Origin of the sequence: Bacillus sp. ISL-39 (assembly GCF_018613295.1) — a bacterium.
Lineage (GTDB): Bacteria > Bacillota > Bacilli > Bacillales > Cytobacillaceae > Mesobacillus.
On sequence record NZ_JAGGQM010000005.1, the window covers coordinates 164,898 to 184,981 of the forward strand.

14 protein-coding genes are annotated in these 20,084 nt (G+C 44.5%); 2 read left to right on the forward strand and 12 right to left on the reverse strand.

Annotated features, from left to right (window positions below):
* Positions 1-225 precede the first annotated feature (225 nt).
* The gene (locus J7E37_RS06900; protein WP_215023199.1) at positions 226-3,285 is read left to right on the forward strand and encodes an efflux RND transporter permease subunit; all 3,060 of its coding nucleotides are present in this window, start codon (positions 226-228) and stop codon (positions 3,283-3,285) included.
* Between the two features lie 165 nt (positions 3,286-3,450).
* Here the strand turns inward: J7E37_RS06900 and J7E37_RS06905 are convergent, their stop codons facing one another.
* From J7E37_RS06905 to J7E37_RS06945, 9 genes are all read right to left on the reverse strand, one after another.
* Entirely contained in the window at positions 3,451-5,460 is a 2,010-nt protein-coding gene (locus J7E37_RS06905) for a phospholipase D-like domain-containing protein (RefSeq protein ID WP_251009541.1), read from the reverse strand.
* Between the two features lie 279 nt (positions 5,461-5,739).
* Positions 5,740-6,645, reverse strand: coding sequence for an MBL fold metallo-hydrolase (locus J7E37_RS06910; RefSeq protein ID WP_251009542.1), 906 nt, complete (start codon positions 6,643-6,645; stop codon positions 5,740-5,742).
* Positions 6,646-6,867: 222 nt separating this feature from the next.
* The gene (locus tag J7E37_RS06915) at positions 6,868-7,530 is read right to left on the reverse strand and encodes an oxidoreductase (protein WP_214780437.1); all 663 of its coding nucleotides are present in this window, start codon (positions 7,528-7,530) and stop codon (positions 6,868-6,870) included.
* A 109-nt stretch (positions 7,531-7,639) separates the two neighbouring features.
* Positions 7,640-9,256, reverse strand: coding sequence for an FMN-binding glutamate synthase family protein (locus tag J7E37_RS06920; protein ID WP_215023203.1), 1,617 nt, complete (start codon positions 9,254-9,256; stop codon positions 7,640-7,642).
* Between the two features lie 15 nt (positions 9,257-9,271).
* Positions 9,272-9,901: an NAD(P)H-binding protein gene (locus tag J7E37_RS06925; protein WP_214780433.1), complete on the reverse strand. Its 630-nt coding sequence runs from the start codon at positions 9,899-9,901 to the stop codon at positions 9,272-9,274.
* Between the two features lie 221 nt (positions 9,902-10,122).
* Positions 10,123-10,506: a hypothetical protein gene (locus J7E37_RS06930; RefSeq protein ID WP_214780430.1), complete on the reverse strand. Its 384-nt coding sequence runs from the start codon at positions 10,504-10,506 to the stop codon at positions 10,123-10,125.
* Between the two features lie 545 nt (positions 10,507-11,051).
* On the reverse strand, positions 11,052-11,555 hold the full coding sequence (locus tag J7E37_RS06935; protein ID WP_215023205.1) for a ferritin: 504 nt from the start codon (positions 11,553-11,555) through the stop codon (positions 11,052-11,054).
* A 350-nt stretch (positions 11,556-11,905) separates the two neighbouring features.
* Positions 11,906-13,693, reverse strand: a complete 1,788-nt coding sequence (locus tag J7E37_RS06940) for a YhgE/Pip domain-containing protein (RefSeq protein WP_353049990.1) — start codon at positions 13,691-13,693, stop codon at positions 11,906-11,908.
* Positions 13,694-13,695: 2 nt separating this feature from the next.
* A complete protein-coding gene (locus J7E37_RS06945) occupies positions 13,696-15,753 on the reverse strand; it encodes an efflux RND transporter permease subunit (RefSeq protein ID WP_215023210.1) in 2,058 nt (685 codons plus the stop codon).
* 163 nt (positions 15,754-15,916) lie between these two features.
* Here J7E37_RS06945 and J7E37_RS06950 point away from each other — a divergent pair, with 163 nt between their 5' ends.
* On the forward strand, positions 15,917-16,471 hold the full coding sequence (locus J7E37_RS06950; RefSeq protein WP_215023212.1) for a TetR/AcrR family transcriptional regulator: 555 nt from the start codon (positions 15,917-15,919) through the stop codon (positions 16,469-16,471).
* 32 nt (positions 16,472-16,503) lie between these two features.
* Here J7E37_RS06950 and rlmD read toward each other — a convergent pair whose 3' ends face one another.
* From rlmD to pdaA, 3 genes are all read right to left on the reverse strand, one after another.
* Positions 16,504-17,898, reverse strand: a complete 1,395-nt coding sequence (gene rlmD, locus J7E37_RS06955) for a 23S rRNA (uracil(1939)-C(5))-methyltransferase RlmD (RefSeq protein WP_215023379.1) — start codon at positions 17,896-17,898, stop codon at positions 16,504-16,506.
* 168 nt (positions 17,899-18,066) lie between these two features.
* Positions 18,067-18,927, reverse strand: coding sequence for a DNA-3-methyladenine glycosylase family protein (locus J7E37_RS06960; RefSeq protein WP_214780421.1), 861 nt, complete (start codon positions 18,925-18,927; stop codon positions 18,067-18,069).
* 318 nt (positions 18,928-19,245) lie between these two features.
* Entirely contained in the window at positions 19,246-20,055 is an 810-nt protein-coding gene (gene pdaA / locus J7E37_RS06965) for a delta-lactam-biosynthetic de-N-acetylase (protein ID WP_215023214.1), read from the reverse strand.
* Between the last annotated feature and the right edge of the window lie 29 nt (positions 20,056-20,084).

Sequence of the window (20,084 nt, forward strand, 5' to 3'; positions counted from 1 at the left end):
CTGTCTCAGGCTCATTATGCGGCTCTTCTTCAAGGGATAAAATGGAAATATCTTAAAGGACCTAAAAAATTCTATTTTTCACTCAGCTCCATTTATGGAAATGTAATTATAAATTTACAAAATAATAGTTATATTTTCCTATAAAAGTGTGTATAATCTGTCCTTGGGTGCATAAAATAGAAATTTTTTACATTCCTATTTTGCGATAATATTGGGGAGGATCTTATGAGTTTATTGAAATTTATTGTTCAAAGAAAAATCTTGGTTAGTTTAATGGTTGTATTAGTTTTATTGATTGGCAGCTTTTCAGTTTTAAAGCTGGATAAGGAGCTCTTTCCATCGATCAAGATGGACGGTGCTTATGTGGAAATCTATGCTGGGGAGATGGCGGCAATTGAAGTCGAAAGAACCATCACTTCTCCGCTCGAAAAAAAGATCCTCGGCATTGAAGGCGTAGAGGAAGTCCTTTCGAGCAGCAATATCGGAAAAAGCTCCATGCAGCTCACGATTGAACGCGGGCGAGGAGAGGAAGTGTTCAAGGAAGTCGAGTCGGTGGTTAATTCCACAACTTCTGATATAAGCGGTGTCAAAGACGTGATGACCGGACAATTCGGCACTAGCCAGGCTTACGACTTTTTCATGGATGTTTCTGGCTCTGACATGGAGAAGATGACAGCCTTTGCTAAGAATATCCTGGAACCGAGGCTGGAAGCTCTTCCTGAGGTACATGATGTTTCGCTGTCAGGCAGCCTGGAAAAAGAAGTGACTGTAGAACTTAAGCGTGAGGAACTTTTAAAAAATGGACTGGATGCAGCACAGGTGATTGGCGCCATCCAGCAGGCAAACAATGAAGCAACCCTGGGCCAGTTGAATAACGAAACAAACTCTCCTTCCCTTAGATGGAATACACAGCTAGAATCAGTTGAGAATGTTAAAAACCTGCAGATTCCGGCAGCGAACGGTTTTATCAAATTATCCGAAATTGGAAACGTAAAATTACAGCCACTGGAAAGCTCCTCATTCGTCTGGAAAAATGGCTCGAAGGATTTTATTTTTGTCCAAGTAGGCAGAGTAGCCGATGCCACTCAAATCGAGATGGCCGAAGCGGTGCGTGAAGAAATCAAACAAATCCGCGAAGATGGCTTGGTCAGCGGCGTAGAATTGAATGAAATGGTCGCCCAGGCGGATTATGTCAAGGACTCAATAGATGGAGTGACAAGCAACATCCTGATTGGAGCTGCTATTGCCGTTGCAATCCTTATGCTGTTCTTGAGAAATATCCGCGCTACACTGATCGTCGGATTATCGATCCCAACATCAGTACTGCTTACTTTTGCTTCGATGTGGGTTTTTGGTTACAGCTTCAATATGCTGACCCTGATTGGTCTTGGACTTGGAATCGGAATGATGGTCGATTCATCCATCGTTATTCTTGAATCCATTTACCGTAAGAAAGAGCTTGGCATCAATAGTATGGAGGCTGTAATACAAGGAACCCAGGAAGTAGCCACAGCCGTACTGGCTTCGATGCTGACGACGATTGTTGTCTTTTTGCCAATCGGCCTGCTTGGCGGTGAGATGGGTTCGTTCATGATCATCCTTTCTGTTGTCGTCGCCATTACTCTCATTAGCTCTGTGATTGTTTCGTTCACTTTGATTCCTTCTCTATCCGAGAAGTTTCTGAAGCTGAAAAAGAAAGAAAATACCAAGAAGGAAGGCCGGCTTGTACGCGGGTACAGCAAAATGATTTCCTGGACCATCAAGAAAAAGCGCCACAGCTTTGCTGTCATCGGACTGTTCTTCCTGATGCTCATCGGATCCCTGATGCTGGTGACAAAGATTCCAATGACCATCATGCCGGACATGATGAACCGTTATGCTGAACTTTTGGTGACCGTCGAACCGGGGCTCAGCCTGGAAGAAAAACAGGAAATCGTAACCGAAATGAACAAAGCATTAGACGGAATTAAAGATGTTGAATCAAATTATATGATGGATAATGGCAACATGATGTACACCATCATCAACATGACAAAAGGCGATAAAATCACAAGAGAACAAAAAGATGTAAATGAGGAAATTCTTAAGTCATTAAGAGATCTTGATGAGAAGGTTCCTTTGAAGAGCGCAGCAGCGGCCATGTCTGGAGGGGGCGGGTCCCCTGTTCAAATCAATATCTCAGGTGAAAGCTTTGATGAACTCCAAACAATTGCTGATGGATTTATAGGAGAGCTGAAGTCTATCGAAGGAATTGTCGCGGTCGAAAACTCCATTGAAAGGACTTCTGTTGAACAAGTCGTACAACTGAATGAATCTGAAATGGAAAAAGCGGGATTGTCCCAGCCGCAAATCAAGCAATTCATCGAACAGGCCTTTTTACAGATGCCTGTAGGTGAACTGAAAATCAATGAGGAAAACGTTCCGTTAAAAGTGAAGTGGGATGAAGAGATGACGACCAAATCCGCTTTGCTTGACCTGATAGTCCCAACTCCTTCAGGTGAAAAAAAGCTATCTGAATTCATCTCATTGAAGAGTGTCGAAAATCCAAATGAAATCTCGCACAAGGATGGCGAACGTTATATCTCGATTTCGGCAGATATTGAAGGTAAAGACCTTGGCACCATCAACCGTGAAGTCCAAAAGCTAATGGACAAATATGATGTACCAGAAGGCTACAGCATTGCACCTGCAGGAGATCTTGAGCAGCAGCAGGAAATGGTTCAGGATATGGTTCTGATCCTGGCGATTTCCATCTTCCTTGTCTACCTGGTCATGGCCGTCCAGTTCAACCATCTGGGCCACCCGCTGATCGTCATGTCGGTCATTCCGATGACCATCGTCGGCGTCATCCTTGGATTATTCCTGACACAGCAGGAATTAAGCATCATGTCCGGAATGGGCATCATCATGCTGATCGGGATTGTTTTGAATAACGCGATTTTATTGATCGACCGCACAAACCAGCTGCGAAACGAAGGCTGCACTGTTCAGGAAGCACTGGTTGAAGCAGGCAAAAACCGTATCCGCCCAATTTTGATGACAACACTGACAACAGTTGGCGGCATGCTGCCACTGGCATTGGCTACCGGAGGATCAGGCAATTACCAGGCACCAATGGCAACAGCCATCATTGCCGGCCTGAGCTTTGCAACACTAATCACTTTGCTGTTAATCCCGGCCGTTTACCGCATCTTCACAAGAAGCGCTGAAAAGCGAAGCTGGTTCAGCAGAAAAGCCAAGAAAAGACAAGATTCCATCACACCTGTTCCAGAGATTTTGAGCTAAACAGCGATATGAGGCAAAACGATTATTTTCATCGTTTTGCCTTCTTGCTTTTTCATGGCTGTATCAGGACAGCCTGGATTTTTTCATGCGCGATCTCTCCTTGAGCATTTTGTGCTATCGCTATAAATTTAAAGTGCCTAACCACTTGGTTAGACACCTTTTTTGTTACTGCAATATTCCGCCAGCCTGGACGTAGCGTGCATTGAACTCCTGTACGAACTGGTTGGTGATGGCTGCGTCATGGATGATCAGCATGTTCTCATCATTCACATTGTTTCCGTTGTTGCTCCAGTTGGTTGATCCGACGATGACAGTCGGGTCACTGTCTGTATCGGCATCAATCAGCATTGTTTTGCTGTGGAGTTTGCGTGTCTCTGCATCCGCGTAAACAGGTGCTGGGTTATTCCAGCGCGTGTTTGGATTGTTCACGCTTGTCTGTGAAGCAGTCCGCCCTGTCATATCGACACTCGCAGACCACCACTGGTTCCAAAAATCTGAGTCGAACAACCCTTTTACATCAAAACCAGTCAAGGTTCCTTCTCTATCATTGTAGGACCCTTCCCACTTATTCTTCAATTCATCCGCTAACGCCTGGTCGCTCCAGGCAAAAATCGAAAAGTATGTATTGAAGTCAGCTTCGTTGCGAATCAAATCGGCCATTTTCCCAACAGCATTGTCCCCTGCTGAAAAATAGATTTCGACTTTTTTTCCGTTGATATCTATCACATGTGTTGTATTATCTGTTTTACGCGTGCTGAAGTTCGACGCGACCGGATCTGGATTCACTGTATTGCTGCCCCACATCTCATTGAATTCCGTTTCATAAATACCTGCCAGCTGTGGCCAGTTGATTTCGACAATCTGGTTCTGGTTGCCGTCAAGGATTCCCTGCTGCATGTTTTCATCTGAACCATACAAGCCAGTGACGGTAAAATTCCATGTCCCTGTGAATACCCAGCGGTTATCCACAATCGCGAATTTATTGTGCATCTGGTTGCCAGGACTATAGTAGCTTCCTGCCGCTTTTGCCTCAGCATCAACAAACAGTCTGCCAGTCGTTGTACTGTTTCCGACAGTCACAGTTACCTGTGCTATATCACTTACACTGGCCGGCAATCCTATAGCTGTTCTTTTTACACTGTCCTCCACGGCAAACATCGGTGAGTCTGAAAAAACCACAATGTCATCTTCGGTGCCGATTTTCGCATCCACCCCTCGCACCATTTTTTCCAGGTAAAGTCGCATCGTTTCAAATCGTTCCGCATAGTGAGGGTCTGCTGCGTCCTTTGAATCTGCAATAACACGTACATCTACACCCTGTGCTGCTTTTGCCATCAATGTATCAACCACTCGCGGGAGGTTAATTTCATATGTAGCAAAATCAATACTTTTTGTTGCCAAGTTCAGCCTCTTGATTAAAATATCCTCAAAGTTCACATTATAGTTCGCTTCGTTCCCTGCTGAAGCATACTGTGGAAATGCACATTTATTAAAATAAACATTCATTGCTCCCTCAGCTTCGGAAATATTATTCAGGCGCTGGGTCCTGTCATCACATACACTCGGTGCCTCAGGAGGTGTGGAACCGCCACCTGCATCGCCGCCAGAACCGCTGCCATCGGTACCTGTAGAATTGAAGGCCTTCGGTGTTCCAATACCATCAGCATAGCTTTCATTCGCAGTCGCCCAGTTCGTGGAATCCAGACCGGAAACACCTGGGTCGATTCGTTCCATTGTCGCTTTTGCCGTATTATCTCCTGCATACCAGCTGTCAACCTCGTCGATTACAGTACCGGATGCATCAATCAATTTAAGATGTTCAACAGTATTCCCCAGTGAGCCGCTATAAACAAGGTCAGCTTGTATTCCTGTAACGGATAGGTCATCTGTCTTTTCAAGTAAAAAATAGCCATTTGCCGGAAGAGTGCCGCTTAGCGTGATGGCAGGTGCACCATCGGTGGCATTCAGCTTCCAGCCGTCCAGCACTACATCTGAGCCGGAATTGTTATAAAGCTCAATCCATTCATCGCTGTAGCTGTTGTTCGTGCCCATCCAGGCAACTTCACTGATGACTACATTCGCAGCCTCAGCAGCATTCACGGTTGGCGCACTGGTCATGAATGACGGGTAAAGAGTTGAAAACAATAGGATCATTGCTGGTAAAACAGAAATCATTTTCTTCAACTTTGACTACCTCCTCAAATATAAATCCAAGATAATCATAATGTAAAAAAGTTGTCGAAATATGGTGGATTTGTAAATTTTCCGAAAAATGATTCCTATTGAGGAGTTTAAATTTGTGTGATGAATCACAAAAGAAACTAATGACCCAGTAACCTTCCATCCTGTTTCCATTCCCGGGAAGAAAAAAAAGATTCCACTGAATATGGAATCTTTGCACTTATAAAACTGCTGTAGGAGGAGAAAAGACACCCTGGCTTGGAAAGATCACATTCAAACTTTGTCCAACCGCCACCAGTCTGATCTTGGCTGGTCACCAGCACTCACTGTAAAAGTCTCGCCTATCTTAGGCGTTGCAATATCAACTCCGGCTTCTTCCGCTTTCCTGACCGCCCTCTCGACCGGGCCATGCCATGCATGCAGCGACAAGGTGAAAGCTCCCCAGTGTACAGGAACAAGCAGCTTCCCTTTTACATCCTGATGTGCCTGAACTGTTTCTTCGGGCAGCATATGGATCGCGGCCCAGCGAGCGTCATACTGGCCGCATTCCATCAGGGTTAAATCAAATGGGCCGTATTTTTCGCCGATTTCTTTAAAATGCGGACCATATCCACCATCTCCGCTGAAAAAGATTTTTGTCTCCTGGCCAATGATTGCCCAAGACGACCAGAGGGTGGCATCCCTGTCGTTAAGACTTCGGCCTGAAAAATGGCGGGCAGGAGTACAGGCAAGCTGGAGTCCTTCGAAGGTTACTTCATCCCACCAGTCATGCTCCTGGATGATTTCAGGAGCGATTCCCCATCGCTGTAAATGCGCCCCTACTCCGAGTGGAGCGATAAAGTTCTTCACCTTGTCCTTTAGCTTCATGATCGAACCATAATCGAGATGGTCATAATGGTCGTGTGAAAGCACAACTGCATCTACAACCGGAAGTTCTTCTATCTTAAAAGGCAGCTCCCTGCTGTACCGCTGATTTCTTACCGGGAAAGGAGTGGGCGCTTTCCCGAACATCGGATCGAATAAAAGAGTTTTGCCTTGTATCTCCAGCAGGAAGGCGGAGTGGCCAAACCAGGTTACACTCGCTGCTGCATCTCTTTTTGGCCCAGGTGCATAACTTGCCATCGGAAGTGGTGCTTCCGGCCTTCTCTCCGGACTGCCTTTTAAAAAATCCTTCATCATGGATATGATCGAGCTGAAGCTCGTATCCCAGGAAGTTTCAACCTGGTTGGCAAACTTACCGTTCCGATATTGCGGAGACCTCGCGTATATAGATCTTCTTTTTTTCGTATGCTTACCGCCAAATGCCGGATAGTAATTCTGGACTGCATAGGCTGCAAATACAATCACAGCCAGGATTATTAGTATATTTAACATGATTTCTACCTCATTAGTTCTGATTGATCATCGGCCTATTTCCTGGATTCTTTCAGAAGGATATACGGTCAGTCCCGGCGCATCCTTCTGGGCAACTTGATACATGGCCGACGCAACTGTCCTGCCTTCAATCGCTTTATATTTCTTGAATGGCCCCCTAAAGAGAAAAGGCACTTTTGTGAAAATAGCGGCTGCCGCCTTCTCACCAAGCCTAAATTCATTACGCTCTCCCAATAACAATGATGGACGGAAGATTGCAGTTGTTTCAAATGGGATTTGTTTAACTTCTTCTTCAAGCTTCCCTTTCATTTTTGGATAAAAAATAGGGGATCCAGGATCGGCATTCATCGAGCTGACAAGCAAAAATTTCTTCGCACCCTGTGAACTGGCCAATCTGGCAATCGCTACTGGATAATCGACATCAATTTTCCACATCGCTTCCTTCGTCTTCGCCTTCTTGATCGTCGTCCCCAGGGCGCAGAAGACATCTTCAACAGAAAAAAACTCTTTGTATTGTTCCAGGTGATCAAATTCCACGATTCTTTCATCCAGCTTAGGATGCTCTATTCCAATCGGCCTTCTCACAATCGCAACAACTTTATCGTATTCATTCGCATTTAATAAAAACTGCAAAAGTTCTTTTCCAATCAAACCGGTCGCACCGGCAATCAAAGCTGTTTTACCCGCCAAGCAAGTAACCCCCTAATAGAAAGCATGATACTCTATTATTTCACAATTTGGCTGAGAAGAAAATTTAAACCAAGAAAGCCAGCCCGCAATTGGACTGGCTGCCGTGATTCTAGTTTACCTTACTTTTCTTTTGTAACTGAGTCCTTCTTGCAGCGATGATCAAATCTTCTACCGGAGATACACGTCCGAGTTCGTCTTTATGAACAATGTGCTTCCTTTCGAATTGTGTCGGGCTGTCAATTCCAGCAGCCGCTGCCAAATTGTAAAGTCCTTCACGCAGGGAAATGATATAGTTGGCAACCCGGTACATTTTTTCTTCTACAACCAGCCCATCCTGCAGCTTTTTATCTGTAGTAGCTACACCTGCCGGGCATGTATTCGAGTGGCATACCTGTGCCATGATGCAGCCGACGCTGATCATCATCCCACGGGCTATATTCACAAGATCTGCTCCCATAGCCAGGGCGATGGCGATTTTATCAGGAGTGATCAGTTTTCCTGATGCAATCAGCTTGACTCTGTCTCTGATTCCATATTGGCGAAGCATTTCGTCCACAACAGGAAGCGCTGAGTTGATAGGAAGGCCAACCGTGTCCGCCAGCTCCTGATAGGTTGCACCCGTGCCGCCTTCACCGCCGTCAACCGTAATGAAGTCAGGGCCTTTTCCGCTTTCTTTCATGTAGGAAATCATGTTTTCAAGCGCATCCATATCACCGACGACAATCTTGATTCCAACCGGCTTTCCGCCAACCGAACGCAATTCCTCAATCCAATCAAACATGGAAGGGACGTCGCTGAACTCATAAAATCTGTTCGGACTGTTAATTGTCTTACCGACTTCAACAAGGCGGATTTTTGCGATTTCTTCGGTTACCTTTTCCCCTTCAACATGGCCTCCGCGTGTTTTCGCTCCCTGGGCAAGCTTGATTTCAAAAGCTTTAACCTGGGGCATTTCACTCTTCTTCTTGAACTCTTCCCACGAAAACTCGCCGTTCGGCTTGCGGACTCCAAATAAATCTGGCCCGATTTGCATCATGATATCCGGATTACCGGCGAGATGATGTTCAGACAATCCGCCTTCACCTGAATTCATCCACGTTCCGCCTGCAAGTCCCAGGCCTTTGGACATCGCCTGGATTGCTTTTTCCCCAAGCGCCCCATAGCTCATCGCAGACTGGCCTACCTGGCCTTTTACACGGAATGGATAGCGGCAAGTGTGCCCGCCAAGCACTACAGCGTCATCATCCTGCAAATAATAAGGGTCAGCCAGTTTTTCCTCGCTATGTTCTTTTCTTGTAAAAAGGCCCTCCCCATCAATCTTGTAAACTCTTGTTTTAATTTTTTCCGCGTTATCGACCTTCATTTCATTAGTCAATTTAGGAAAAAGTGTATTCCTGATGTAAAAGCCTTCAGCGTCGAAATCCTTCAACGACCCGAAACCGATTAATCTATCCTTATACTTGCCTGCCTTGACGACATCCTGATATTCCTTGCGTGAAAAAGGCTTCCCCTCATTATCTCCATTGAATAAATATTGTCTTAGCTCTGGACCAATATGCTCGGTAAAATAACGAACCTTTCCGAGCACGGGGAAATTCCTTAAAATTGAATGCTGCTGCTGGTTATCGTCTTTAATGTATAAATAGATAAATAGAAGGACCGGCACCAGGATAATCAAAGCTATGAAAATAAACAAGCCGATCACTAGATAGTCCGTCAAACCCATTGAAATCCTCCTTTCCTATAATGAAGATAAAGCTTTTGTTATGACTGTATCTCCTTCTGCCACCTCGAAAGTCTTGTTAAAAGCGGCCTCGTTTTCGAGCGACATGACCAGCACCTCCGCGATATCCTCTTGTGAAATTTCAAGCTCATTCGAATCCAGTGTTTCACCTGCAGATATTTTTCCATTACCAGGTTTGTCTGTAAATGCTCCCGGCTGCACGATGGTATATGTCAAATTTGATTGCCGCAGCAACTCATCGGGCATCTCTTTCGCGCCAATTTCCCGGCTGTCATCTCCTGCCTCTTCATTGGCCATGATTGCGCTCATCATCACGAAACGCTTGACGCCCTGCTTCTCTGCTTCCTTTACAGTCTCAATGACCGACTCATGATCTACCATTACTGTTCTCCCAGTTTTAGCCTTAGGATTGATACCAGTAAGATAAATGGCAGCATCATATCCGTGGAATAAGTTCGGCAGGATTCTTTCTTCATATAGAACTACTTCTGTAGCTCCTCTCTTTTTCAGCAGCTCGATTTGATTTTCATCGCTGACGACTGCGCAGGATGTATATCCATTTTCCATCAGCTTACTGACAACAAACTCCCCGACACTGCTATGCGCACCAATCACGATTACCTTCATTACATTCCCTCCTTTGTAAAAAAGAGAAACAGATTAACCGTTTCTCTTTTTCCCTTTTGATTCGTCTTGAAAAAGTAACACAGTCTTATCTACATCCATTCTTCCTGACTAATTTGGAAGGTAATAATAAGAGAACCTATCATAAACGAACGAAATGTTGCTTTAATGGTCGTATACCACAAGCGAAAGCCCGCTAAACGATTAGTCAGCGGGCTTGCTTTTTATAAATTTTCATTCAAGTATTCCTTCGCTTCCTCAGGAGAGGCGAATGGTTTTATAAAGGTAACTTCTTTGCCGTCGTTGGCAACTGCCAGGAATCCATCCGCTACCTGGATAATATCTGCAGAAACATTCTTCTGTCCCTCTGGTTCCACGGTATCAGCGATTGTGGCCTGCCCCTTATCAACCCAGGATTGAACCTCAACAGCATAAGCATCATAATCCATTCCTTCATAGAACCTTTCCTGCAGGTAATCCGTGGTCACCGGATCCTCCTCAGTCTTCACTTCCGTTTCCGGCGGTCCCTCCTGCCCAATTTCACTATCATCAGCGCTGCATCCAGCAAGGATCCCAGCCGCTGCTAAAGATATAAGTATTTTCTTCATAAGATCCTCCTTCTTGTAAGATTCTCTTATCATCCTTTTACCCTAAATACCAGGCAGAAAAAGTATTCGTGACTATTTGGATGGAATTGGCAAAGTCAGTGTGTTAACTAGTTAAGTTGAAATCTCTCAAATGGTATTAAATTCGTTACAAATGGGATTATAACTCTTTCGTTTGTTAAAACTGGGATTAAAAACACCGATACCAGGATTATATGTGATGAAACTGGTATTATGGCTGCAAAACTGATGTTCAAACTCTGCAAATCTTCATCAATTCTACTCAACCGTTAATATATTTCTCCTAACCGTCGATAAATCTCTTCTAACCGTCGATAAATTCCTTCCAACCGTTAATAATCTCTTATAAACTGTTAAATAAAATTCTATAACTGGTAATAACTAAGCAAGAATTGTTGAAATGCATTCATCATCAGGCCAAAACAAGCGAATTTTCAAACATCCTTGCTAAAAAGGACTCTTTTTCAACAATATACACAAAAAAAACAGGATTCCGACCCTGGAAATCCTGCTTTACTACTTTATTTTCACTCTGGTGCAGTGAATGAACGCTGTGCGAGTTCGTTTTCTAGCATGAAGAATGCGTTGCTGTCCTGGTCGATCCGGCGCAGCTTCTGAATCAGGCTGTCGAACAGGGCTTCTTCTTCAACCTGTTCTTCAATGAACCATTTCAGGAATGTCATCGTCGCGTGTTCGCGCTCATCAAGGGCGATATCCGCGAGATTGTAAATTCGGCGCGTGACTTCCTTCTCATGTGCCATGCCTTTCTTAAAAACATCAAGAACAGATTCGAACTCGTTTGATGGGGCATTGAAGCCATCGAATTTCACGCGCTCACCCATATCATTGATGAAATTGTAAAATTTCATCGCATGGAAACGTTCTTCTTCAGCTTGTACCAAAAAGAAATTCGCAAAACCATCCAGGTTTTCCGCTGAACAATACGAAGCCATTGCCATGTACGCATGGGCAGAATAAAACTCATAATTCATTTGTTCGACCAAACCATTAACCAACTTATCGCTGATCATTGTGATTCCTCCTCAATTCATGCAGCTCTTTTCTTTTTACGCTAACATAGTTATTTTACCTTCACAATTGAATTTTACCCTTTTGCGCTTCTTAAAACCATGTTTATCCAAAGGTCGGCAATAAAAAAGGACAGCCCGGATGCAAACGCTTATGCCATACCTCCTGAACTGTCCTTGAAACATTAAAGGCTGTTTGCTCATTGATTATTGCTATTCGTCTAGGTTTTAGTAACCGCTACAAAGCTCTTTCGAGAAGACTTCTGAATATGGATGGCCCTAAAACTCGTAAAAACGCAGGTGCCGGTTTTTACTTTTGGTTGAGAGCAACAAAGTTTACGAAAAGAGCGTCATTAAAATAAATCCATTAAAAGATCCCAAAACCCTTTCTTTTTCTCAGGCTTTGCTTGTTTCTCTTCTTGTTCTTCTTTTTCAATCGCTTCTGTTTTGATGACGAATTGTACGGAAGTGATGTTCTCGTTCTTCGGGGACACAAAAGAAACTGGCTCGAAGTCTGATTTGTCATACTCCTTGATCATTTCATTGATTTCCTGCTGTATTTGCTCAGGCAGGTCTTTCGTTTCCTTATGCAATTCGCTTGTTCCGTTGTGGAGTTCGCCGACTCCTTTATTCAATTCACCTGTGCCATCTGCCAGACCGGCAACTCCTGAATGCAGCTGGTTATAGGAAGCTGCCAGCTTGCTCACTCCTCCTGTATAACCAACAAGACCGGAGTGGAATTCTCCGTATTGAGAGGACAATTCCGCGAGCCCTTTCTGAAGCTGTTCCAGACCGCTCATATCCATATCCTTAAGAGAAACAGACAGTTCACCGGCAATCGCTGTTAGTCCTGCGCTCATCTCCGTTACCGATCCGCTTACCTGCATGAGTGTAGGATCAACGGCTGCAAAGGCTTCCTGTACTTGTGAATAAGTACCTTTGACTTTCTGGGCAGCTGCATAGGACTCAACTAGTTTGTTGACAACATTCGCATCCGCGCCGCTGCTGTATAATGCTTTTATCTCTTCATCTGAAATCTGATGGGCCGGAATTTCTTTAATTGCACCATCAAGTGCACCGTACGCCAAAGCGTAATTTTCGCGCAAAGTTGTCAGCCCACCTGCTGCCTGGTTCATCCCGCTGGCTAATTTAGTCAGGACCGCAGGCAGTTCACTCAAACTCGACACATCCATCTGGGCAGAATCCCCGGAAAGAGAGATGCTCATTTGTTTCAATGCATCGCCAATCGAACTGGATGCACCGACGATTTGTGAGGATGAACCATTCAGCTCAGTCATGCCGTTTTTATATTTTGCCGAACCATCACGCAGGCTTGCTGCGCCATTGTTCAATTGCGAAACACCACTCTTGAGGTCGGCAACTCCATCATTCAATTCCCTGATTGCATCCGATAATGCCGACATATCATCGGTCATACTCTCCATTTCAGAAGTATCAATCGGCAGGGTCGACGGAACAGCTGCAATATCGACACCGGTGAATTCAAAATCCTCCACATCTGCTTCGACAATGAACTCTTCCTCCTGTCCAGGCAATACTGTGAAAGTAATTTGCTTGTTCTTTCCGGCATTTGCAACCATGCCGCCATCTGCTTCTATATTTTGATAATTATTTGAGAGTTGCAGGGAAACTTGCAATAAGTAATTCTCAAAGTAAATACCGTCTGCGTTTTCATTGGCAGCAGTATTGATCTTTATTTCTAAACTGCCTTCTTTTCCAGCAAGTTCGGATGCTTCAACCTCCCGCCCATCGAGTAAATAGGAAATCTCAATATCCCATGGCAGCTCAGTGTTGTCTTCCATATTGCCCTGATAATAAAACTTTCCTTCAGGGGCATCAATCTGGACGGCCTGCCCATTGTGAGCAAGTTCGAAAAGGTCAGTCAGGTTTTTGACACTGCTGTAGTTCCCATAATCGAGAATTTCTCCAGCCTTCGCTACCTCCAAAGTATTGACGACATAAATATCATCAAGGTCTCCATTGGATTTTAATGTTGCGTATACGACTTCGTCCTTGGCGGTGATTTTCCCTTCAGTTTCTGCCGCCGCTCCATAACTAAGAAATGAAGGCAAGATAATCATCGATGCGAGGGCAGCAGGAAGTAATTTGTTTGTTCTCATCATCATTTCTCCTCGTAAAAGTTTGCTTTATAGGTCGTCTTTTTAATGAATTTATCGAACACCAGCAGCATAGCCGGCAAGAAGAATACGACCATCACGAACGCAAGCAATGCGCCCCTTCCTAATAATAGGCCGATGGATCCAACAATCGGGTTGGAAGACGTCATCCATAAAATAAATCCGACACTCGATAAAATAGCTGCAGATATGGAGATGGAGAACGTTTTTTCATCCAATGTTTTCACGATTGCTTTTTTCGCGGACATTTCCTGACGGTAATGCTGGTATGCTTCCGTCAGCAAAATTGCATAGTCCACCGTTGCCGCCAGCTGTACCGTACTAATAATCAAATATCCGACAAACACCAGCGATGAACTTGTAAAATACGGAATCGACAGATTGATCCAGACGGCAGACTGGATTGTGATCAGCAATGCGAGTGGAATCGAAATCGACTTAAAGGTTGCCAGCAGGACAATGGCAATCGTTACGACTGTCAACACGTTCACGACGATATTATCCTTGTTGACGACATTCTTGATATCATACAGTGTCACACTCTCTCCCAGGCTCATTGCCTGATCACCATAATATCCTTCAGCAGCCGCTTCTACCTTCTGGACAATTGAAAAAGGAATATCCCCTTCTGTCCCCTGATTCGTATTGATGATGATCCGGCTGTAATTTTCCGAATAGAATTCGTTTGTGATTGAGTCATCCAGGTATTCAGGCGGAATGACCGAGCCTACCATATTCACATAGGCAATCACGCTCGTTACGTAATCGAGATCCTCCAGATCCTGGACTAGCTCCGCTTCCTTTGCTGTATCTCCTTTAGGAACCAAAAGGACAATCGGAGTCGTTTCTCCAAACGCTTCTTTTATCTCGATAAAATCACTGCCGGCACGTGTTGTTTCCGGCTGTTCGCCAAGCCCATACGTAAATGCCGTATTGCTTTGCGCCAAAAAGCTTGGTATGAGAATCGCAAAAACAAGCAGCAGGCTTGGCATCTTAAGTTTGACCACAATATTACCGATTCCAGTAAAGCTTGGAACAAAGCTTCTGTGCTGCGTTTTGTCCATCCATTTATAGAACAGTAAAGTGAGCGCAGGTAAAAACACCATGACGCTGATAAAGCTCAGTACAATTCCTTTAACCAGATTGATTCCAAGATCTGAGCCAATTTCAAATTTCATGAATGTCAGCGCGATGAATCCAAAAAATGTTGTCGCCGCACTGGCGGTGATCGCAGGGAATGACTTTTTCATCGCCAGACGCATGGCTTCTTCAGGATTATTAGTCTGCTTTCGATAATCAGAAAAACTGTGAAGCAGGAATACGGCATAATCGAGTGAAACGGCCAGCTGCAGGATGGGAGCGACCGACTGGGTAACGAAGGAAACCTCGCCGATAAAAATGTTCGTGCCCAGGTTGATCAGGACCGAGACTCCGATTGCCAGCAGGAAGAATAAAGGCTCGATCCACGACGTAGTCGAGACGACAAGAATGAAAATTATGATCGGAACGAGCAAAACAGCAGCATACATCGATTCTGTTCCAGCCATTTTTTGTGATGATGCCGTATTGATGGCTTCGCCCGCAATCGCTCCGTCTTCACCAATCAAGTTATATATCGCATCGGTGATCGCAACCTCATCACCAGAGCGGACACTGATCGAGAACAGCGCATTACCATCTTTGTAGTAGTTTTCGACTGTCTCTTTGTCTGCCATTTCGAGGGGTTTCTTCAAATCCACCACATCATCAAGCCAAATGACGTCGCCAACACCATCAATGGCTGACAATCTCTCTTTAAGACTGAGCGCTTCCTGCAAGGATATATCCCTTACCATCACCCTTGTATCTGGTACCTCAGCAGTGAACTCCTTTTCCATGATTTCCATTGCCCTTGTTGACTGGGCATCTTCAGGCAAATAATCGACCATATTATAATTGACCGAAACAAAAAATTGCGCCACTGTCGAAATTAACGCAAATACAACAAACGCGATCACAACAGCTTTCTTATGTTTAATGATTTTTTCTGCAATGCTTATCATTCTTCAACCTCACTTGAGTCTTTTGCCATTTCACTTTATCATTATATAAACACCGTGTTGTCTATTCAACAAACAGTTGGGCATATAACGTGCAATAAACAACATAAAGTCAATATCTGTTGGTTAACTCTATGTTTTGAAAATAAAGGAAGGGTTTAAGGAAATGGACAGACGTAAGAGATATACAAGGATGGTTTTAAAGGAAAGCCTGATGGACTTATTAAAAAACAAGCCAATTTCCAACATCACCATTAAGGAAATCTGTGAGCTGGCAGACATCAACCGCTCCACCTTCTATTCTCATTATTCCAGTCAATATGACCTGCTTAATGCAATTGAAGAGGAATTTATTGAAGACATGGTATCAACGCTTAACCAATATAATTTTTCCAAAGAAGAAGAAGCTCTAAAGATGACCGAGAAGATCCTTAAATATATTGCCAAGAATAGCGATGTATGCCAGACACTTCTGAGCGAAAATAGCGATATTCACTTCCAGAAAAAAGGAATGATGATCACCCAGGAATTCATCTTCAAAAACTGGATTTCCGACAGCCAGCTTGACCGCGAAACATTTGAATACATTAATATCTTTGTTGTCAGCGGAAGTATTTATGTGATTAAAAACTGGGTGGAGAACGGGATGGATAAAACACCGAGAGAGATGGCAGATATCATCTATAACTTCATAAATAGAGGATTATCAAATATACGATAAAGCGCCGGCCCTGATTTGGGCCGGCGCTTTCATTATTTCAACACCAGTCTCGTGACGCTCTCAATCTGAGAAGTGTGCGGGAACATGTCGACTGGCTGAATGTATTCAACTTTATATTTTGAGCCGAGTGTCGTGATATCCTTTGCAAGTGTTGAAGGATTGCAGGATACATACACAAAGGTTTTTGGCTTGATTTTCAGGACGGTCTGGAGGAATTGCTCGTCGCAGCCTGTCCGCGGAGGATCGACGACAATCACATCCGGACGCCATCCTTCCTTCAGCCATTTCGACAGCAGTTCTTCCGCTTTCCCCATATAGAATCTTGCATGCTTGACTTCGTGCTTCTCGGCATTCTTTTTGGCATCCTCGACAGAGTCTGGAATGACATCCATTCCACGGACCTCGCCTGCCTGACCGGCCATCCACAACCCAATCGTTCCGACTCCGCAATAAGCATCCACAAGCTTTTCCTTGCCTGTCAGCTTCGCGGCTGCCTTCGCTTCATTATAGAGTTTGACGGTCTGTTCTGGATTCAGCTGGAAGAATGTACGAGCCGACAATTCGAACTGCAGGTCTCCCAGTGTCTCCTGGATAAAATCGCTGCCTTCTAACGTTGCGGTTTCGCTTCCAAAAATGACAGAAGTTTTTTCTCCGTTGACGTTTTGGACAATAGAATTCACCTCAGGAAGGCGCTTCTTGATTTCCTGGATAACGATATCCTTCTTCGGCAGCTCTTTTTTGGTCGTGATCAGGACAATTTGGAGCTCCCCGGTCTGGACTCCCGTTCTCGCAACAATTGTGCGCACGAGCCCTTTGTGCTTTTTCTCATTGTAAATCGGAATCTTCAAATCCTGAAGAATGCCTTTTACAACCTCTGTAGCTTTAGTCGTTGCCGGATGCTGTACCGCGCATTGCTCGATATTGATCAGATTATGGGAGTTCAGGCCATACAGGCCGGCAAGCACTTTTCCATCCTTTTCACCTACCTGGAATTGGCTCTTGTTCCGGTAACCCCAGGGATTCTCCATACCAATCGTTGGCCGGATATCCAGGTCATCGATTTTCAGCTTTGTGTGGCGCTCCAAAGCCTGGATGACAATATCGCGCTTTTCATTAAGCTGCTGGTCATAGCGCAAATGCTGGAGCTGGCAGCCTCCGCACTGATCATAAACCGGACATAGCGGCTTGATCCGATGCTCTGATTGTTTGCGGATTTTCTTGATTTTCGCCTCAGCAAACTTAGGGTGGACCTTTGTCGCCTCCGCAACAATCTCCTCACCCGGCAGAGCACCTGGCACGAACACAACCTGGCGCTTGAAATAGCCTACGCCTTCTCCATTGATGCCAAGACGCTTGATCGTCAGCGGAAAGGTTTGTTTCAGCTCCAGCTTCGCTGTCTGCTGGTCTTTGTTCGTTTGCTGGCCCATTTTCTTATATTGGCCTTTACTTTGTACACCTTTTTTTTGCTGGACTTTGCTATCTGGACTTTTCTTGTGCTGGGCTTTGCTTTGCACCCCATTGGTGTTGTGCTGATCTTTTCTGGTATGCTGATCTACTTTTATTTGCTGCTCTTTTTTCATAAAACTTCACTCCAATTATTCAATGCTTCTCCATAAATAGAGCGAAGCATAGCTTAAATAAGGGTTCCAGGGTTCTTTAAACTTTTCCATTTCGGCAGGAGTCGGTTTTTCCTCCAAACTGAAATATTTTTTCAGCGCATTTTGGATGCCGATGTCCCCCATCGGAAACAAATTCGGCCGCCCGAGCGCGAACATTAAAAAGTTTTCAACCGTCCATGGACCGACACCGCGAATCTTTATCAATTCTCTGGTGACTTCCGCATCAGGCATTGTCTTCATTTTTTCAAAATCAAGCTGGCCAGATGCTGTCATCTCTGCGATTCCGATCACATATTCAGCCTTCCGCCCGCTGAACTGTAACTCCCGCAGCTGTTCAACTGTCAGCTGTGCTACTTTTTCCGGGTTAGGATAATACCAGACACCATCCAGTTCCTCGCCGAAAGATTTCACAAACCGTTCTGTTAAAGTAAAAGCGAATTTAAGGTTGACCTGTTGATGGATAATGCTCTTGACCAAACTTGAAAACGGATCAAACTCAAGGACGAGCGGAGTGCCATAATGTTCAATGAACAAGTCCTTTAATTCCGTCGTCTGAAAATGCTCATGGATCTGAATCAATTTCACATCCCACTGAAAAATTTCGGACAGTCGATCGAGCGTACTTTCTTTTTCGTTGTCCGCACGGATCAGGAATTCGGGCTTTTCCAGAGTCCCAGTTCCGATGACTTCTGCAACGATTTTTTTATTGTTAAAAGAAAGCGGAATCTTAACATGCCGCTTTTCGATATCAACAGAATGCAAAGGATCGAGCGCCAGCCTGCTTAAAGCTAAATCAAAATCATAGGGTCCTGAAAATGACACCTTTTCTTCCCACATATACAAACCGCCCTTTAATATTTTCCCCGTATTATAGCATTTTCAGAGGATTTTTACGAAAACAGTATAGAATCCGGCGCTTATTTCACAAAATCGAGTTGAAGACCAGGGGGATAATTTGCCCTTTCATGTTTTATTGGCGGAGTTCACAATTTTATTGGCGATAATCTCATTTTATTGGCGAAGTTCACAACTTTATTGGCGATAATTTTATTTTATTGGCAAAAATTCGATTTTATTGGCGAACTGGAAAAAATGAGCCCTTTTTTCCAATTCCAATAATCCCGACACCAGAAAAGATGCCGGGACAAACAATTTCTAGTACAACATCGGATCCTTCATTCCGCCTTTGCTTAGCATCAGATCATCCAGGCTTTTAAATTTGTAGCCTTGTTCTTTTAAATCCCTGATTACTTTTCCAAGGGCGTCGGCATTGTCCTTTGATACGGTGTGCAGCAGCAGGACTGCGCCCGGGTGGATCTGCGTCATAATTTTATCATAAGAGTATTGAGCGCCTTTTTGCTGGTCGGTATTCCAGTCAACGAAGGCGAGCGACCAGAATACATGGGTATAGCCGGCTTCCTTCGCAACTGCCATCGTCTTTTCGCTGAAAATCCCGCGCGGCGGACGCAGATACGCCATATGCTTGTTTCCAGTGATCCTTTCCGTTTCAGCCCTGACCATTTCCAGTTCCTTTTTGATTTTCTCATCGCTGATTTTCGTCATATCAGGATGGTGCCATGAATGATTGCCGATGATATGGCCTTCATTGGCCATTCGGGCAACCAGCTCTGGAGCACTCTCGAGATAATGGCCAGTCACGAAAAAAGCAGCTGGCACCTTCTCCTCCCTTAAAATATCAAGGATTTGCTCAGTATAGCCATTTTCATAACCGTTATCGAAGGTTAAATAAATATCCTTTGAATTCTTGTCTCCTTTGTAGACTGCTCCGTGGTCTTCAAGGATGACCTCAAACATCCTGCCGGCATCCGCCTGCCTTCCGTTGCGGCCCTTCTTGAAACCCCAGTGCAATGGTGAGTTGGAGTTTTCCTCCGCACCTGTTGTCGCTGGCAAGGTAATCAACAGCAGCATCGCTGAAGCAAGCAAAACTTTAACTATCTTTTTCATGATGTTCCTCCATTGATGTTTTTCCTTAG

What these genes read in the sequence shown, in the direction of transcription:
- J7E37_RS06900 (WP_215023199.1), top strand. Translation starts at nt 226, where the DNA reads ATGAGTTTATTGAAATTTATTGTTCAAAGAAAAATCTTGGTTAGTTTA.
- J7E37_RS06905 (WP_251009541.1), bottom strand. Translation starts at nt 5,460, where the DNA reads ATGATTTCTGTTTTACCAGCAATGATCCTATTGTTTTCAACTCTTTAC.
- J7E37_RS06910 (WP_251009542.1), bottom strand. Translation starts at nt 6,645, where the DNA reads ATGATGAAGGATTTTTTAAAAGGCAGTCCGGAGAGAAGGCCGGAAGCA.
- J7E37_RS06920 (WP_215023203.1), bottom strand. Translation starts at nt 9,256, where the DNA reads ATGGGTTTGACGGACTATCTAGTGATCGGCTTGTTTATTTTCATAGCT.
- J7E37_RS06925 (WP_214780433.1), bottom strand. Translation starts at nt 9,901, where the DNA reads ATGAAGGTAATCGTGATTGGTGCGCATAGCAGTGTCGGGGAGTTTGTT.
- J7E37_RS06930 (WP_214780430.1), bottom strand. Translation starts at nt 10,506, where the DNA reads ATGAAGAAAATACTTATATCTTTAGCAGCGGCTGGGATCCTTGCTGGA.
- J7E37_RS06935 (WP_215023205.1), bottom strand. Translation starts at nt 11,555, where the DNA reads ATGATCAGCGATAAGTTGGTTAATGGTTTGGTCGAACAAATGAATTAT.
- J7E37_RS06940 (WP_353049990.1), bottom strand. Translation starts at nt 13,693, where the DNA reads ATGAGAACAAACAAATTACTTCCTGCTGCCCTCGCATCGATGATTATC.
- J7E37_RS06945 (WP_215023210.1), bottom strand. Translation starts at nt 15,753, where the DNA reads ATGATAAGCATTGCAGAAAAAATCATTAAACATAAGAAAGCTGTTGTG.
- J7E37_RS06950 (WP_215023212.1), top strand. Translation starts at nt 15,917, where the DNA reads ATGGACAGACGTAAGAGATATACAAGGATGGTTTTAAAGGAAAGCCTG.
- rlmD (WP_215023379.1), bottom strand. Translation starts at nt 17,898, where the DNA reads ATGGGCCAGCAAACGAACAAAGACCAGCAGACAGCGAAGCTGGAGCTG.
- J7E37_RS06960 (WP_214780421.1), bottom strand. Translation starts at nt 18,927, where the DNA reads ATGTGGGAAGAAAAGGTGTCATTTTCAGGACCCTATGATTTTGATTTA.
- pdaA (WP_215023214.1), bottom strand. Translation starts at nt 20,055, where the DNA reads ATGAAAAAGATAGTTAAAGTTTTGCTTGCTTCAGCGATGCTGCTGTTG.